Source organism: uncultured Flavobacterium sp., from assembly GCF_951805225.1.
In the GTDB taxonomy this organism is placed as follows: domain Bacteria; phylum Bacteroidota; class Bacteroidia; order Flavobacteriales; family Flavobacteriaceae; genus Flavobacterium.
The window spans coordinates 4,486,072-4,504,147 of the sequence record NZ_OX638201.1; the positions used below are offsets into that span (position 1 = coordinate 4,486,072).

The window sequence follows — 18,076 nt, forward strand, 5'->3', positions numbered from 1 at the left end:
AAGATGAATCATACAGTTCATATCCAGACTCCTATAGGAATTGCGCGAATTATTGGGGACGAAAATGGAGTTTCGGAGATTTCTGTTTTAGATGAAGGAGAAATTTCTACAGAGATTCCCGATGAATTAAAAGATGCCGCTCTTCAACTTCAGGAATACTTTGACAAAAAAAGACTCACTTTTGATTTCAAACTAAACCCAAAAGGAACCGAGTTTCAGCAAAAAGTATGGAAATCTCTATTAGAAATTCCATATGGAAAAACGATAAGTTACATGGATCAGACTAAAAAGCTGGGCGATGTAAAAGCAATTCGTGCCGTAGCATCTGCAAATGGCAAAAATCCGTTATGGATTGTCGTGCCTTGCCATCGTGTTATTGGCACAAATGGCTCGCTAACAGGTTATGCAGGAGGTTTATCTCGTAAAAAATGGTTACTCGAACATGAAAACCCAACAACGCAACAAAGTTTGTTTTAAAAATTATAGTCTATTTCTTATATAAAATAGAATTTGTGTGTACTTTTATAAATCTAAGATGTCTAATATCTAAGAAGTCTTAAAACATGATTGAAAAAATAAACCTCAACAACATATTATTTCTCGATATAGAAACTGTTCCGGAAGAAGAGAACTTCAATTCGCTTGACGCGGAAATGCAATCTTTATGGGATCATAAAACACAATATCAAAGAAAGGACGATTTTACTCCGGAAGAATTTTACGATCGCGCCGGAATTTGGGCCGAATTTGGGAAGATTATCTGTATTTCGGTTGGATATTTTACAATAAAAGGTGACGTCAGAAACTTTAGAGTAACATCGTTTTTTGGCGATGAAAAGAAGATATTAAAGGATTTCAATAATCTGCTGAACAATCATTTTAATCAGCCACAACATCTTTTATGCGGACATAATGCCAAAGAGTTTGATATTCCGTTTATTGCCCGAAGAATGATCATCAATCAAATTGCGATTCCGGACAAGCTTAATCTATTTGGGAAGAAACCTTGGGAAATTGCTCATTTAGACACTTTAGAATTATGGAAGTTTGGCGACTATAAACATTTCACGTCTTTAAAGTTGCTGACTAAGATTCTCGGTGTTCCATCGCCAAAAGGCGATATTGACGGAAGTCAGGTTGGCCATGTTTATTACGTAGAAAAAGACATCGACAGAATCATAACGTATTGCGAAAAAGATACAATTGCCGTAGCGCAGGTTTTCCTTCGCTTACGCCGAGAAGAATTATTGATCGATGATGAAATTATTCATGTATAATTGAAGATGCTAAGGTTCTGAGGTACTAAGGCACTGAGATTGCTTATCATGAACTTATATAACTTATATGGTTTAATTTTTTAGAAAATGACACATTCGGAAATATCGCATTATCGTCTTATTTCGCAAAAGCTTTATAAATCGACTCCATTTTCGCCACAGGAAATTGTACGGCATTTAGGCGCGATGCAAGCGCAGGATTATGCGATGGCAAAATGGGCGATTGGTTCTCGCTGTGATTCTTCTGAAAAAGCGATTGAAGAAGCTGTAAATTCAGCAGAAATTATTCGAACTCATATTCTAAGACCAACTTGGCATTTTGTTGCTTCCGATGATATTTACTGGATGCTGGATGTTTCGGCGCCACAAGTCAAACGATTTACCGCTTCGGCTGCCAAAAAATATGGTTATGATGATAAAAAACTAGATCAGGTTAATTCTCAAATCGAAAAAATGTTAAGTGGAAATAATCATTTGACTCGCGACGAAATCATGCAGGAACTTAATATCAAGAAAACTTCTAATGAAGATTTTTTAAGTGCCGCGATTATGATGAATGCGGAATTGGATGGTTTAGTTTGTAACGGAAGAATGAAAGGCAAACAAATCACTTATTCTCTACTTGAAGAAAGAGTTATTAAACCAAAAAACAAACTTACAAAAGAAGAAGCGTTAGCAAAATTAGCGCTTAGATATTTCAAAAGTCATGGTCCTGCAACGTTACTTGACTTTTCGTGGTGGTCTGGTTTTCCGCCAACTACCTGCAAATTGACTATTAATGCAATAGAGTTGCAATTGAATTCTATTGAGATTGATAACCAAACTTATTGGTTTGGAAATGATATTTCTGTAGAATCTGACTTCCGCGAAAGCGTACATTTTCTTCCTGCTTTTGATGAGATTTTAATTTCGTATAAAACTCGTGAAGCATCTATTTTATCGGAACATCAATCTAAAGCTTTTACCAATAATGGAATCTTTAAACCAATTATTCTCGAAAACGGAAAAGTTATTGGAACCTGGAAAAGAACTATTAAAAAAGATCACGCCAAAATAGAAACGCAATTTTTTCATGAAACCGAAAATCATAAAAAAGCAATTCTGTTTGAAGAGCTTAAAGCTTTTGAAAACTATCTGGGAACAAAAATTGTTATTGAATAAATTGATTTTTCACTAAAAACATACGATTTCAGATAAAGAGTTGTTGTTTCAACGATAAATTCTTTGTGCATTTTATTGCTAAATAATTACATTTACAAAAAAAACAGCGCTATGGTATTAAGTAGATTTTGGTTAACTATTTTTATTTCGTCGATTATCTTTATTATAATCAGCTTATTCACAGCCAACACTTATACTATTGATTATGTTTTGAATGGAAAAAAGGATGATCCTATTCTTATTTCAGAAAAATATGCGGAGCAACTTCCTGCTTTTATCAAAGACAGCATCAAAAAAGCGCCGGATCAGACTATGATTATAAATCGTGATACGCTTAATGCCGACACAACTTACGTTTATAAAAACAAAACCGTAAAAATCTACAGCGGGGTTCAAAAATCAGATGGTTTATTACCAACTTGCAAGACTACTTTACTCGATTTGATTCTGCCACTTATCGCCTATTTAGCTTTTTTCTGCGGATTAATGGAACTTTTAATCATTTCTGGAGTATCTGGAAAATTAGCTAAAGCTTTGAGTCCGGTTTTTGTAAAAGTATTTCCAAGTATTCCAAAAAATCACCCTTCTATATCGTATATGACGTTAAACTTTGCAGCGAACTTCTTAGGATTAGATTCTGCTGCAACGCCATTTGGTCTTAAAGCAATGGAAAGTTTACAAGAAATAAACCCGGATAAAGACAAAGCCAGTGACGCACAAATTATGTTTATGTGTCTACATGCTTCTGGTTTGACTTTGATAGCGACTTCAATTATTGGTTATCGCGCTGCTGCGAATGCAAGCAATCCCGCTGATGTTATGTTGCCTTGTATCATTACTTCGTTTATTGGTACAATTGCCGCCTTTTTAATTGTTGGAATCAAACAGAAAATCAACTTTAAGAGCGCTTCACTTGTTATCGCCTTAATGGTATTAATCGCCGCCATTGTTGGTTTGTTGATGTACGTGAACCATTTGGATTTAATAGGAAAAAATTATTTTACCGCTAATCTTTCAGGATTAATATTAATCGGGATAATTGTTGCGACTTTGATTTTTTCATTCATACATGAAAAGAAATTCACCGAAGCAAACACTACCGTTTTTGATGCTTTCGTAGTTGGGGCAAATAACGGAGTTAAAACGGGAGTTACGATTTTTCCTTATGTTTTAGGAATGTTAGTCGCTATTTCGTTATTCAGAAACAGTGGTTTATTTGAAATTATTAGTGATGGAATTGCTTTTATTTTCTCAAATATGGGTGTCAACAAACAAATTACCGATGCTTTGCCGGTTGCAATGTTAAGACCTTTTAGTTCTGCAGGATCACGAGGATTTTTGATTGATTCAATGAATACTTTTGGTGCAGATTCCTTAACGGGAAGATTAAGCAGCATTTTTCAATGTAGTGCCGAAAGTACTTTTTATGTGATTGCTGTTTACTTTGGTTCTGTTAATATCAAAAATACCCGATATGCTTTAGGCACAATGCTTCTGGTTGATGTGATTTGTGTAATTACGGCGATTTTTGTTGCTAGCTGGTTTTTTTAAATCATTATATAATTTAAACTGGACTGAAGTCCAGCCTTACAATATAGATCGAGCCGTTGGCTCTTTATTTTGAAATTTTGTAAAAAAACATATATCATTCGAATAGAATTTGTTAAAGTTCCGAAGGAACAAATCATATTGTAGGGCCGGATTTCAATCCGGTTTAAACGTAAGAATAAAATCAATATTTTGTAAGAATATTTTGTATTATTGTAAAACGAAATCATCGTTTAAAATAATACACATAGAATGTCAAATACATTTCATCAAGTTTATATTCAGGTTGTTTTTGCAGTAAAATATAGAGAAGCAGTCATTACGAATGAATGTAAACCTAAAATATTAAGCGTAATTGGAAATTTAATAAATGAAACCGGTTGTAAAACGATTATCGTAAATGGTACCGAAGATCACATTCATTGTCTTTTAGCGCTTAAACCCACAATTTCTATTTCGGATTTGATGAAAGTTATAAAAGGAAAATCATCGAAATTTATAAATGATCATCAATTGACAAAACATAGATTTGAATGGCAAGTAGGCTATGGCGCTTTTTCTTATAGTAAATCTCACATCGATTCGGTCTATAAATACATTGCCAATCAGGAAGAACATCACAAAAAACAAAATTTCAAAGATGAATATTCTTCTTTTTTAGACAAATACAATGCGACATTTGATAAAAGATGTCTTTTTGAAAATCTAATGTAATTAAAACACAATCCATATTATTTATGTTAACCGGATTAAAATATATACAATCAATTTTCGTTTAAACCGGATTGAAATCCGGCCCTACAATATAAATCGAGCCGTTGGCTCTTTATCTTGAAATCTTGTAAACAATAAAAGAAACATAAATAATTCGAATGCAATTTATTAAAGTTCCGAAAGAACGAATCATATTGTAAGGCCGGATTTCAATCCGGTTTACACAAACAACATAATAAATATCAAAATACCACAAATTCATGAAACCACAATCCCTTTTTATTTTATTTCTATTGATTGGTTGTCAAAAACCTAAATCTGAATCACAAATAACGAGTACAACGCCTACAGAAACCAAAACAGAAGTTGCTATTGCAAAAGAAGAAAAATTCTTAAAAACGGATACACTTTTTATTTCTGAAGATGGAGAAACATCAAATAACAATTATGTTCTGGCGCATCTTGTAGACCAGAAAGCAGATAAAGACAGTATTGTAACAGGAAAATATCAACTTGATTTTTATCTGGATAAAAGCAAAACCGCTTCTTCAAAGATTACGATTAAAGGAATTGAAAAAGGATCAGAATGGGGAGCTTCTTATGGATTGACTTCGGCTGCAGCCAAAAATTCTCCCTTTATTCAAATCAGTTTTGGATATCCTGCTTGCGGATATAATCAGAGTCACTATTTGTATCATTTGAAAAACAGCAATTTACAACTCGTTTATGAATGGGATTCTATGACTGATAGTGGTTGGGGAAGTTGGGTTGAGTTCGAGAATCCTTCGGCGAAAGCCAATCCTGAATCATTCTACTGCAAGACAGTTGCTTTTGAACCGGAAGACAATGACGAAAACATGGGAACTGTCACACATTCAGATTCGATAGTTTTTCGCTTAAGCGGAAATAGTTATAAAAAGCAGCTCCTTTCGGCAAAAGACAAGACTTATTTCGAGAAAAAAATGTCTTTTGATGCTTTTCACAATCAAAAATAAACGCACAAACGGCCCTTATTCAAATTCTTTCTTAGGTAAATAATTTCTAACTTTGTAAAAAACAAAGCAATGATTGATTTTATATACCAAGACCCTTATCCTATTTTAAAGGATGATACGCAATACCGCAAAATCACTTCTGATTTTGTAAAAGTAGAGCAATTTGGAGAACGTGAAGTTTTAACCGTTGATCCAAAAGGACTAGAATTACTGGCTGAAGAAGCCTTAACTGATGTTTCGTTTATGTTGCGAACGACACATTTGCAAAAACTACGCAATATTCTTGACGATCCTGAAGCTACAGACAACGATCGTTTTGTAGCTTATAATTTGCTTCAAAATGCTTCGGTCGCTGCCGAAGGTCAGTTACCAAGTTGCCAAGATACAGGAACGGCAATTGTAATGGCCAAAAAAGGAGAAAGCATCTTTACTGGTGTTGATGATTCTGAATGGTTGAGTAGAGGAATTTTCAATACGTACCAAAAACGTAATTTACGTTACTCGCAGATTGTTCCGATTTCGATGTTTGAAGAAAAAAATTCAGGTTCGAATCTTCCGGCACAAATTGATATTTATGCTAAAAAAGGAACTTCTTATGAGTTCTTGTTTATGGCAAAAGGTGGTGGATCTGCTAATAAAACATACTTATACCAACAAACTAAGTCTTTATTGAATGATAAATCTATGGATGCTTTCATTCGCACAAAAATCAAAGATTTAGGAACTTCGGCTTGTCCGCCTTACCATTTGGCTTTAGTAATTGGAGGAACTTCTGCGGAAGCAAATCTAAGTGCGGTTAAAAAAGCTTCGGCAGGATATTATGATCATTTACCAACTTCCGGAAATATGGCTGGTCAGGCTTTTCGTGATATCGAATGGGAGCAACGCGTTCAGAAAATCTGTCAGGAAAGTGCGATTGGAGCGCAATTTGGAGGGAAATATTTTACGCATGACGTTCGTGTCATTCGTTTGCCACGTCACGCAGCTTCTTGTCCGGTTGGATTAGGAGTTTCGTGTTCTGCTGATAGAAATATCAAAGGAAAAATTACTAAAGACGGAATCTTCGTTGAACAATTAGAAGTAAACCCGAAACAATTTTTACCGGAAACTGCTCCACATTTAGAAGCTCCTGTAGAAATTGATCTTGATATGCCAATGGCTGATATTCTGGCTAAATTGAGCCAATATCCAATTAAAACTCGTTTGAAATTAAACGGAACTGTGATTGTTGCCCGTGATATTGCTCACGCAAAAATCATGGAATTATTGGAAGCCGGAAAACCAATGCCGGAATATTTTAAAAATCACCCTGTTTATTACGCCGGACCTGCAAAAACTCCGGAAGGAATGGCTTCAGGAAGTTTTGGACCTACAACTGCCGGACGTATGGACGTTTATGTTGATGAATTCCAGAAACATGGCGGAAGTATGATTATGCTTGCAAAAGGAAACCGTACCAAACAAGTTACAGATGCATGTCATAAATATGGCGGATTCTACTTGGGTTCTATTGGTGGTCCTGCAGCAATTTTGGCGCAAGACAATATCTTAAAAGTTGAAGTTGTTGATTTTGAAGAATTAGGAATGGAAGCTGTTAGAAAAATTACCGTTAAAGATTTCCCTGCTTTTATCATTACTGATGATAAAGGAAATGATTTCTTTGAGAATTTGTAATTCTAAGGTTCTGAGGTACTAAGTTACTGAGGTTCTAAGTTTTTCTTTTAAGGGACAAAGTTACAGAGGGACAAAGGTTCAAAGTTTGATTCTCTTTTTATAAAATAGAAACCGCCTTTTTAGGCGGTTTTGTTGTTGATATACTTTGATTGTCAGGCTTAAATTAACCGCAAAGTTCGCTAAGATTTTTTCAAGTATTATTTTATAAAAACACAAAGTTCGCAAAGCTAAATCAACATATAGCTTTGCGAGCTTTGCGTTTACTAAGCGCAATCAACAACAAAAAATACTTTGCGAACTTTGCGGTTAAACCTTATGCACTAAGATTTTTTTCGAAAGCTATGAAATGCGTTAATTTCCCTTTTATATTAAAAACCGGCGAAGCATTAATTTTACATTTATAAACTCTACCATCTTTTCTGTAGTTTTGAATTGTTTTTTCAAATGGGATTTGCAATTTAACTGCTTCTCTCATTTCTTCTACGGCAGTTTTACACGTTGTTGGCCCCTGAAACATTCTTGGTGTTTTCCCAAGAACTTCTTCTTCTTTGTAACCCGTCATTTTTTTTAGTCCATTTGAAGCAAAAACAATTTTGAGATTTACATCTGTAACCAAAACAACTTCCTCTTGAATTCGATCTTTGATATCAAGATTAACATCGTCCCAGGCAAATTGTTCCGATATCTTTTTCATTTTCTTCAAATCAGTCAAAACAGCTTTCAATTCTCTCAAATATTCACAATGAAATTCCCATGCCATAATTGGCAGTGAATGACGACTTGAAGCTTCTTCAAATTTATTAGTTTTCATTATAAATAATTCTTGTTAGTTTTACCTTTCTCTCAAAGATAGAAAGAAAATTCGTCACAAAACAATAAAAAACGCGATTTAACGAAAGGTTAATTTAATTAAAAGGCAAATTTTAGTTGTACAACAACCGCCTTTTTTTCTTCGGTATTTAGATTACTTAACGAAATTCCGAGTAATCGAACAGAATCTTTCATGCGTTCCTGATACAATAATTCTTCTACTGTTTCTATAATCAGACTTTTATCTGAGATAAAATAAGGCAAGGTTTTGCTTCTTGTTTGTTGTGTAAAATCGCTGTATTTAATTTTTAGTGTTACCGTTTTTCCCGAGATATTGTGTTTTTTTAGTCTTCTTTCTAATGAAACAGCAATTTTATCAAGTTGCTCCAACATAAAAATTTCCGAAGATAAATTCACATCAAAAGTATGTTCTGCTGCGACAGATTTGGTAATTCGGTTTGATTTTACTTCGCTATTATGGATTCCACGAACCACTTTATAATAAAAAGTTCCAGATTTTCCGAAGTGTTTCTCCAAGAATTCCAGCGATTTACTTTTTAAATCTGTTCCCGTAAAAATTCCTAATTGGTACATTTTTTCCGTCGTCACTTTTCCAACACCGTAAAACTTCCTGATTGGCAATTCTTCCAAAAAAGCCAAAACTTCATCGGGATTTACCGTTTTTTGTCCGTTTGGTTTATTATAATCACTGGCAATCTTGGCCACAAATTTATTTACGGAAATTCCAGCCGAAGCGGTTAATCCAACTTCATTCAAAATTCGCATTCTGATTTCCTGCGCAAGCAAACTCGCACTTGGATTTCCTTTTTTATTCTGAGTTACATCAAGATAAGCTTCGTCAAGCGAAAGTGGCTCAACCAAATCTGTATATTCGTGAAAGATCTTATGAATTTTATTCGAAATCTCTTTGTACCGATCAAATCTTGGGCGAACAAAGATAATTTCGGGACAATATTTTTTAGCCAAAACACCACTAATAGCACTTCGGACTCCAAATTTTCGAGCTTCATAACTTGCTGCCGAAACTACTCCTCTATTCTCTGAACCGCCAACAGCAACGGGTTTTCCGCGTAAAGCAGGATTATCCATTTGCTCTACCGAAGCATAAAAAGCATCCATATCAATATGGATAATTTTTCGATATGTTGGCGCATCTGACATTATGCAAATTTAAACAGTAAAGCATTAATAAGAATGCTGTTAATAGTTATAAATCGTATCAATTTTTAAAGATTCTCAACTTAATGATCTCAAACAAATCATTTTCTTTATTTTTGTACTTCTACACGAAATAAAATAAAATGCGAACATTTGTTATAGGCGACATACACGGCGGATTACTAGCGCTTGAACAAGTGATGAAAAGAGCCGAAATTACGACCCAGGATACTTTGATATTCTTAGGCGATTATGTTGATGGATGGAGCCAGTCGCCACAAGTAATTGATTTTCTGATTGACTTAAAAAGCAAACAAAATTGTATTTGCATTAAAGGAAATCATGACGATTTACTACTGTCATGGTTTAGAAACGAAACTGAAGAAATTGACGAAACTTCGTGGTACAAACACGGTGGTGAAGCAACTGTAAAGGCTTACGAAAAAGTAACTCCCGAAACAATCAAAATTCATATTGCATTTTTAGAATCGCTGGAAGATTACTATCTCGACGAAGAAAACCGTTTATATGTACACGCAGGTTTTACAAACGTGAACGGTATAACATATGAATATTTCCCTAAATTATTCTTTTGGGACAGAACATTGTGGGAAACGGCACTTTCATTAGATCCAAATCTTAAAGAAGGTGACTTATTTTACCCTAAACGATTTACTTTATACAAAGAAATTTTTATTGGACACACGCCTGTAACCAGAATCGGTGAAACGGTTCCTGTCCAAAAAGCCAATGTATGGAATGTAGATACCGGCGCAGCTTTTAAAGGTCCGCTAACAATGATGAATGTCGAAACCAAAGAGTTCTATCAAAGCGATCCGTTAAATGAATTGTATTTCGACGAAAAAGGTAGGAATTAATCTATAAAAGGCTATTTTTGCACTTTAAAAAAAATAATTAATATTTAAGTTTTATGAAAAAGATCATCACACTTTTGTTTTTAGTATCATTTGGAATTACACAAGCACAACAAGCTTTTAAAGGAAAAGGCGATATTAAAGTTAACGTAGGGGCGAATCTTCAAGATGGTGGTTCAGGAATTCAAGGATCAGTTGATTTTGGTTTAGGAGAAAATTTCTCTTTTGGTTTTGTTGCTAATTATTTATTAGGCGTTGATAATTTCAGTGGTTTTTACCACAATAATCCAACTCCATACACTGATAAAAAACCGGATTTCAGCGATCGTTTTGATGCTAAAGCAAGAATTAATGCAAATTTAAGCAGCGTTATTGGTGTTGAACAACTAGATGTTTATCCTGGTTTAAGTTTAGGATTACACAATTTTGGAGGACATGTTGGTGGTCGTTACTTTTTTACTGACGGATTTGGTGTTTTCACAGAAATTGGATTCCCAATTGCAAAATATGGTAGCAATAATGATGTATTCGATCATTTAAATAATCAAACTACTTTTAGTTTAGGAGCTTCTTTTAATTTATAAGAGTTTTTAACCGCAAAGCGCGCGAAGTTTTAATTTTACTTTACGCATAGAAAACACAAAGTTCGCAAAGCCAGATCAACACAAAGCTTTGCGAACTTTGCGTTTTTATAAAACCCTTAAAAAAATCTTAGCGTTCTTTGCGGTTAAGTAAGGTCGATTTAAAAAATTACTAGGTAAAAAAATCTTAACCGCAAAGTGCGCGAAGTTTTACGCGAAGTTCGCAACGTATTTCTCGCAAAGTCGCAGAGACGCAAAGCTTTTTAAATAAAAAACCGCCTGATTGGGCGGTTTTTTGTTTTATGGGATATCTTGAAGATTGTTAAACTACATTATTTGCTTAGCAAAATACTCCAATCGGCTCCGCTGTAGATTTTGTATTTTTCAGAGAAACTTCCTTGGTTTACTGCTAATGAAAAATTCAAAAGGCTGTTAAAGTAACAAACATCTGTACCAACCTGAACTTCTCCAAAAGTGTGAACCAATTTTAATTTTCCATCATAAACCTTTTTAGTTCCTTTGAAAATCTGGATTTTAACGATATCTCCAGCTTTCAAATCTAAATTAGCAAAAGTCTTTTTATCAATATTTGTCCAAACGTTTCCGTATTGAATGTCTAGAATTGGAATTCCGCCTTTGATAATTCCTTTTTCGAAAACCGGTTTTTGGTATTCGATTTTTACTACTTCGTTTGGCAATTTTGGTCCAACTTCTTCAAACGTAATTGTTTTTGATGCTAAACGTGCTCCGGTAAAAGCATAAACATCGCGACCATGAAACGTATAAGATTCATTTGAATTCTGACGACGGTTTTTTACTTCGTCGATTTCGCGAACTTCCTGAATTCCTAATTGTTCAGCAATTAAAGTTAAAGTTCCGTTGTCCGGAGTTACAAAATAATGTCCTGATTTAGTCAATAAAACAACTGAATGTCTTGAAGTACCAACTCCCGGATCACAAACAGAAACAAAAACAGTTCCTGCAGGATAATATTGTGCCGTTTGAGACAAACGATATGCTGCTTCCCAAATATTAAATGCCGGGATTTCATGTGTTACATCAAATATTTTCAAATCGGTTGAAACTCCCATCGCAACCCCTTTCATAGCAGATACTGCCCCATCTTTCAAACCAAAATCTGATTGAAAAACCAATACGTTATTTTGCGAAAAGCCATTAAATGTAATGGCACACAAAAAAAGTAATAATCGTAATTTCATTTTTTCTCTTTTTAAATTTTTAGCAAAGATATTTCATTAAACTTAAAAATTGACACGTTGAACTTATAAAAAACATCATTTTATAAATCGATTTTAATTATTTACAATTACATTTGCATTTTATTCATAAGTCTATATAAATACTAGACAATTACTTTTCATTTCTTCCATTTGAAGAAGAATTATTACATCATATTCAAAACCAAATTCACCAATGAGAAAAAAATTACAAATTGTGCTAACCGCAATTCTCACTCTTTCGAGTACTTTGTTTTTTGCACAAAATCACGAGATAAAAGGAACAATTACAAATGAAAGCGGAAATCCGTTGGAATTTGCAACTGTTCTTATCAAAGGAACTCAAACTAATACGACAAGTGATGCTTTAGGAAAATTTACGGTAAATGCTGCAACAAATAATCCTACGCTTATCATATCGCTATTTGGCTATCAAACTAAAGAATTGGTAGCAAAAGATCATTTTGTTGATATACAATTGGCTTTGGAAAATAATAGTCTTGACGAAATTGTAGTTGTAGGAAGTAGAAATCCTAAGAAAAGCAAACTCGAAACTGCCGTTCCTGTTGATGTTGTGAATTTAGCTAAAATCAGAAATATTACGCCACAGACTACTACAAATGATATTTTGACGTATATGATTCCGTCTTTTAATTCAAACAGACAATCTTCATCTGATGGAACGGAACATATTGATCCGGCTTCTTTGAGAGGTTTAGGTCCTGATCAGGTTTTGGTTTTGGTAAATGGAAAAAGAAGACATACAACTTCATTGGTAAATTATCAAAATACGGTTGGAAACGGTTCTGTTGGTACAGATTTAAGTGCGATTCCGGCTTCATCAATAAAACGCATTGAGGTTTTGCGCGATGGTGCGGCAGCTCAATATGGTTCTGATGCGATTGCGGGCGTAATCAATTTGGTTTTAAAAGATAACGCAGGTCTTGAAGTAAATGCAACTTATGGTTCAACATCTCGAGATGATGGTCAGACTACAAATGTGAACTTAAACTACGGAGCAAAAATTGGAAACAAAGGTGGTTTTATCAACTTAACCGGTGAATTTAATAATCGCGAAAAAACGAATCGTTCTCAAAATAACAACCTGATTATCTTTGATCAATCGGCACAAGGAAATTTCTTTGCTTATGATTTTGCTGATAATCCGGCTCAATCTCGTCAAATTGATGATGATTTATTAGCTCAAAACGGATTGAAACGTGATGATTTCAATTTTCAGATTGGAGATGCAAAAATCAAAAATATTCAGGGATTCTTCAATACTTCTATTCCGTTAAACGATCAAATCGAGTTTTATGCTTTTGGCGGCGTGAGTCACAGAAACGGAACTGGTTACGGTTTTAGACGTTTGCCAAGTGAAACTGAAAATGTTGTTGCTTCTATTTTCCCTTTCGGATTTCAACCGGAACTAAATTCTGTTGTAACGGATCTTTCGTCTTCTGTAGGTTTTAAATTTAAGTTTGGAGAATGGAAACTGGACGTGAGTAATACTATCGGTGAAAACAAGTTTATTTACGATGTATCGAACACAAACAACGTTTCCTTAGGTGATAATGGTCCAACAGATTTTAAGGCCGGAAATCACTCGTTTTTGCAAAATACTGTTAATGCCGATATTTCTCGATTGTATAAAGATGTTTTTCATGGTTTGAATGTTGCTTTTGGTGGTGAATATCGTTTTGAAAAATACAAAATTGTTCCAGGCGAAGAAGCTTCTTATATTGATGGCGGAGCACAATCATTCCCTGGCTTTTCTCCTTTGAATGCTGTAAACGAAAACAGAAACAGTGTTGGTGTTTATGCTGATGTTGAAGCTGACGTTACGGAGAAATTATTAATTGGAGTTGCAGGTCGCTACGAAGATTTTACAGATTTTGGAAATACCATTAACGGAAAATTATCTGCGAGATATAAAATCTTAGACAATCTTTTTGTTCGTGGCGCTATTAGTACTGGTTTTAGAGCGCCGTCTTTACACCAACAATACTTCAATAATATCGCAACGGATGTTGTTGACGGACAACTTCTAAATTCAGGTATTTTTAGAAATGATAGCCAAGTTGCTAAAGAACTAGGAATTCCAAAATTGAAAGAGGAGACTTCAAGAAACTATAGTTTTGGTATTGTTTTTTCTCCAACAAAAAAATTACATATCACGGCTGATTATTACCATATTAGAATTGACAACAGAATTATCCTTACGGGAAATTTAGGAAATGACGCTTACGGAGATCCTGTTCCGGCGCTTCGTGATTTGTTTGCTCAATATGGCGCTCAAACGGGTCGTTTCTTTACAAATGCAATCAACACAACTACAAACGGAGTCGATGTTGTTATTGATTATGACTTGAATGTTGGTTACGGAAAAATGAATCTTTCGTTATTGTACAACTACAACGCTAATAAAGTTGATGATAAATTGAATAATATTCCGCCTTTGTTTATTGGTCAGGAAGATGTGTATTATGGTCCGCAGGAAAGAAGTTTGATCGAATCGAATACGCCTAAACATAAAGGTACTTTCGCAATTAATTATAGTTTAACGAAATGGAACTTTTTATTGAGAAATACTTATTTTGGAGAAGTAATTCGTGATGGTTTTCCCTTTGGAGGAATCCAGAAACATAACGGAAAAGTGGTTACTGATTTAACTGTTGCTTATAAATTAACTCCAAAAATTCAGATTGCTTTGGGAGCAAACAACTTATTTGATATTTTCCCGGACAAACAAATTTACGAAAACAGTTACTATGGAGTATTTAAATATGCGCCGGTTCAAATGGGAACTACTGGAGCTTATTACTTTGGAAGAATGAGTTTTACACTTTAATATTTAAAGTTTTAATTTATATTTAACCGCTAAGCGCGCAAAGTTTTACGCAAAGTTCGCAGGTAAATTTCTCGCAAAGACGCGAAGTCGCAAAGTTTTATAATTTAAAAAACCGCCCATTTGGGCGGTTTTTGTTTGTTCTAAAAATCAAAACTAAAACTTTGCGAACTTTGCGTAAAACTTTGCGCGCTTTGCGGTTAATTTCAACTTCCTATTTCTTAACGAATTTCTTAACGATTCTTTTGTCGCCTTTATTCAATTCGATGATATAAATTCCAGTACTCAAGTTGCTTACATCAACAAGATTTCCAGAAAGTTGACCAGTTTTCAATTGCTGACCTAACGTGTTTATAATTCTAAATGAATAACCTTCGCTATTTGCAAATGAAACATTCAATTCGCCTCCAACCGGATTTGGATATAAAGCAAAACTTGAAGTTTCAACTGTTTCCACTAATCCTGCAGTAATATCTTCGCCTGCAATTGCACCTGAAGCGATTATGTTTATAGTATAATCTTCTACTTGGCCATAAGAGAAAGATTCACAAGATGTTGGGATTGCATTGTATTTCATCGAAACTCTAAGTCTTGTTGTTCCTAAAGTTGCAGTTGCCGGAATCGTGATTGATCCTGTTGCAGTTGATGCAGTTGATGCCGCTTTTGTGAAAACAGTTTCGCCTGAATCTGAAAAATCACCATCTTGATTGTAGTCAATAAAAACAGCATATCCTTCGCTGTAAACAGATGAAGTCCATGTTGGCGTTATTGTTATTGTGTATGCAGTTCCTTGCGTTGCATTTGTAGAAGTTGCTGTAAAATCTTCGTATCCAGTTGTTGCTGTAGAAGTTTTATTGATAGTTCCAAAAACAACTTTTGAGATTCTTTCGTCTGTAGCGCTATTTCCTTTTGATGTACAATAAGCAACTGAAGCAGCGGTTGTTGTAACATTTACAGCATTACTTGCTGCTGAAACATTTCCTGCAGCATCTTTAGCTTTCACTGTAAAAGTATAAGATGTCAAAGCTGTTAATCCCGTTACGGTATAGCTTGTTGTTGTAGAAGAACCTTTTAGAGTTGTTCCTTGGTAAATATCATATCCCGTTACGGCTACATTATCTGTAGAAGCTGTCCAGGTTAAATTAGTACTTGATCCTGTTGTTCCAGCCGCAGCAAGAGCTGTTGGAGCACTTGGAGCAACTGTATCTGTAGATCCTGAATATGCAGCTCCAACTCCTACTGCATAAAATGCATTTGTTGTTGCAATAACTTCTGCAGAACCAGCTCCGTATAAATCAATAGCGGATTGGATTCCTGAAGTTCTTGCATTTGCATAAGTAGAGTTCGAAGTTAAATACACACTTTCTAAACGGAAAGCAATTTTTGCTGCTTTGTCAATCGTGATTCCAGTTACGTTATACGCGTTTCCAATATCATTTGTTCCCGATTTACCTACAGACAAAATATAAAACCAGTGATTTAATACCCCAGAGTTGGTATGAACACCACATTGGTCATTGTTATTTGTTGGTGTACAGTTTACGTTTACCCAATAAGTTCCGCCATAAGTATCAGGCTGTCCTTCAGAATTTGGATCGCTCATGGAACGCAAAGCAAGATGCCCGCTTCTTCTTTCAATATCTTCTCCTACTAACCAAGTTGATTTTGTTGGCGCAGCGCGATATTCGATACAAGCTCCCCAAATATCAGAAAACGCTTCATTCATTGCTCCGGATTCTTTTTGATAAGCCAAATTTGCTGTGTAAGTACAAACCGCGTGACCAATTTCGTGCCCAGCAACATCAAGTGCTGTTAAGATATCAAATCCTCCTGTTCCGCTTCCGTCACCGTAAGTCATAACGCTTCCGTTCCAGAATGCGTTATTATTATCCGGATATCCTGCAGCCACTAAGTTATAATGCACATAACTTTTGATTTTAGCTCCGGCATTGTCATAGCTGTTTCTTCCGTGTACGGCTGACCAATAATCATAAGTCATTTCAGCTCCCCAATGTGCATCAAGTGCTCCATTGTCTTTGTTTGTATTATTATACTCTGCTGCTGTCCAGTTATTATCTGCATCCGTAAAGTTTGTTGTTGGATAAGTCGCTGTTTTAGCCGAATTATAAGTTTGAACTCCATTTCCGCGAGTACCATCAGATAAAATATATGAAGATCCGCTTAAAGTTGTCTGGATAGTTTGAGTTCCGCTATAACGCGTCGCAGCATTTGCAGCAACAATTGCCATTTTTGAAGTAGCGTTTTTGTTTTGTTCTTTGGCTGCAGCCGAAATAAATCTTCCATGGCTATTTTCGCCCAAATGTTTTATTGTTGCATTATAAAACAAAGCTTCTCCGGTTTGAGCATCGATATAAAGATCTCCACGACTCAATGGCTTTGTGGCATAAATATCAAACTTATAGGCCAAACGAACTTTATCGCTTTTTCTTTCCTTTCCTTGGTCATCCATTGAAGGAAGTAAAACAAGTTCACCTTTTGGCTTTTTATAGTCCATTGCCGCAGCATCTGCAGGAGTTTCCCATAAATACTGTTTTGCTCCTGTGTAGGCAATCGCTTTGTCAAAAGCTGCCTGGCTTGACAATTTTGGCGTTGTTTTGACATTTTCGAGTGCATAAAACTCTCCATTCATCGAAACTACTTTTCCGCCTTTAGAGTGAATCGTATAATTCGCAAATTCTACTTTAACTCCTTGTTCATACAATTGAAACTTTTCATGCGTAAAACCTTCTTTGTCTAATTCTTTTTTAACCTTAGAAAAAGACTGATTTTCTTTTAATCCTAATTGTTCTTTAAAAACAGTATTATAATCTGTTTCCTTGTAACTGGATTTTTCACTAAATGTGATTAAACTTGGCTGTCCGTTTTCAGACACACTTTTCTGACTTACTCTTTTGTCGGTATTCTGTGCAAATCCTGATAGCGAAAATGTAAGAATAACAACTGTTCCGGCCATAATTTTTGGTAATTTTCTTTCCATAATAAATGTGGTATTTTAGTTTGGTTAAATGGATTACAAACAAAATATTTAATGTAAGTAAATACTTTATTTCGAGATAAAAGTATTTTATTTCTGTTAGATAATCGATGAAATTTACCTTTAATCGATAAAATACAACATCTTTTACCTAAAATTCACATTTATTTAACAAACCATG

At 34.8% G+C, this 18,076-nt stretch carries 14 protein-coding genes; 10 read left to right on the plus strand and 4 right to left on the minus strand.

Annotated elements, in window-relative coordinates; translation table 11 throughout:
• The first annotated feature begins 3 nt into the window (after positions 1-3).
• The 7 genes from WN975_RS18750 to WN975_RS18780 all read left to right on the plus strand — a co-directional run bounded on the left by WN975_RS18750 (position 4) and on the right by WN975_RS18780 (position 7,369).
• Positions 4-477 carry a methylated-DNA--[protein]-cysteine S-methyltransferase gene (locus WN975_RS18750; protein WP_337967825.1) on the plus strand — a complete coding sequence of 158 codons (474 nt, stop codon included), beginning with the start codon at positions 4-6 and terminating at the stop codon, positions 475-477.
• Between the two features lie 86 nt (positions 478-563).
• Complete coding sequence (locus tag WN975_RS18755; RefSeq protein ID WP_099710011.1) at positions 564-1,277, plus strand: 3'-5' exonuclease; 714 nt, start codon at positions 564-566, stop codon at positions 1,275-1,277.
• 87 nt (positions 1,278-1,364) lie between these two features.
• Positions 1,365-2,438, plus strand: coding sequence for a winged helix DNA-binding domain-containing protein (locus WN975_RS18760; protein ID WP_337967826.1), 1,074 nt, complete (start codon positions 1,365-1,367; stop codon positions 2,436-2,438).
• A gap of 111 nt (positions 2,439-2,549) precedes the next feature.
• A complete protein-coding gene (locus WN975_RS18765; protein ID WP_337967827.1) occupies positions 2,550-3,989 on the plus strand; it encodes a nucleoside recognition domain-containing protein in 1,440 nt (479 codons plus the stop codon).
• A gap of 249 nt (positions 3,990-4,238) precedes the next feature.
• On the plus strand, positions 4,239-4,700 hold the full coding sequence (gene tnpA / locus WN975_RS18770) for an IS200/IS605 family transposase (RefSeq protein ID WP_337967828.1): 462 nt from the start codon (positions 4,239-4,241) through the stop codon (positions 4,698-4,700).
• Positions 4,701-4,960: 260 nt separating this feature from the next.
• The gene (locus tag WN975_RS18775; RefSeq protein ID WP_337967829.1) at positions 4,961-5,695 is read left to right on the plus strand and encodes a hypothetical protein; all 735 of its coding nucleotides are present in this window, start codon (positions 4,961-4,963) and stop codon (positions 5,693-5,695) included.
• Positions 5,696-5,764: 69 nt separating this feature from the next.
• Positions 5,765-7,369, plus strand: coding sequence for a fumarate hydratase (locus WN975_RS18780; protein ID WP_337967830.1), 1,605 nt, complete (start codon positions 5,765-5,767; stop codon positions 7,367-7,369).
• Positions 7,370-7,682: 313 nt separating this feature from the next.
• On the opposite strand, the gene WN975_RS18785 is transcribed toward WN975_RS18780, so the two are convergent.
• Entirely contained in the window at positions 7,683-8,180 is a 498-nt protein-coding gene (locus tag WN975_RS18785) for a PAS domain-containing protein (RefSeq protein ID WP_337967831.1), read from the minus strand.
• 98 nt (positions 8,181-8,278) lie between these two features.
• On the minus strand, positions 8,279-9,361 hold the full coding sequence (gene dinB / locus WN975_RS18790; protein ID WP_337967832.1) for a DNA polymerase IV: 1,083 nt from the start codon (positions 9,359-9,361) through the stop codon (positions 8,279-8,281).
• Between the two features lie 140 nt (positions 9,362-9,501).
• Between dinB and WN975_RS18795 the strand changes: the two genes are divergently transcribed.
• The gene (locus WN975_RS18795; protein ID WP_099710019.1) at positions 9,502-10,236 is read left to right on the plus strand and encodes a metallophosphoesterase family protein; all 735 of its coding nucleotides are present in this window, start codon (positions 9,502-9,504) and stop codon (positions 10,234-10,236) included.
• Between the two features lie 53 nt (positions 10,237-10,289).
• A complete protein-coding gene (locus tag WN975_RS18800) occupies positions 10,290-10,817 on the plus strand; it encodes a hypothetical protein (protein WP_337967833.1) in 528 nt (175 codons plus the stop codon).
• A gap of 329 nt (positions 10,818-11,146) precedes the next feature.
• Here WN975_RS18800 and WN975_RS18805 read toward each other — a convergent pair whose 3' ends face one another.
• The gene (locus WN975_RS18805; protein WP_099710021.1) at positions 11,147-12,034 is read right to left on the minus strand and encodes an S-adenosyl-l-methionine hydroxide adenosyltransferase family protein; all 888 of its coding nucleotides are present in this window, start codon (positions 12,032-12,034) and stop codon (positions 11,147-11,149) included.
• Between the two features lie 214 nt (positions 12,035-12,248).
• Between WN975_RS18805 and WN975_RS18810 the strand changes: the two genes are divergently transcribed.
• On the plus strand, positions 12,249-14,903 hold the full coding sequence (locus WN975_RS18810) for a TonB-dependent receptor (RefSeq protein ID WP_337967834.1): 2,655 nt from the start codon (positions 12,249-12,251) through the stop codon (positions 14,901-14,903).
• 211 nt (positions 14,904-15,114) lie between these two features.
• Here WN975_RS18810 and WN975_RS18815 read toward each other — a convergent pair whose 3' ends face one another.
• Positions 15,115-17,898 (minus strand): M4 family metallopeptidase, encoded by a 2,784-nt coding sequence (locus tag WN975_RS18815; protein WP_337967835.1) that lies wholly within the window; start codon positions 17,896-17,898, stop codon positions 15,115-15,117.
• Positions 17,899-18,076 lie beyond the last annotated feature (178 nt).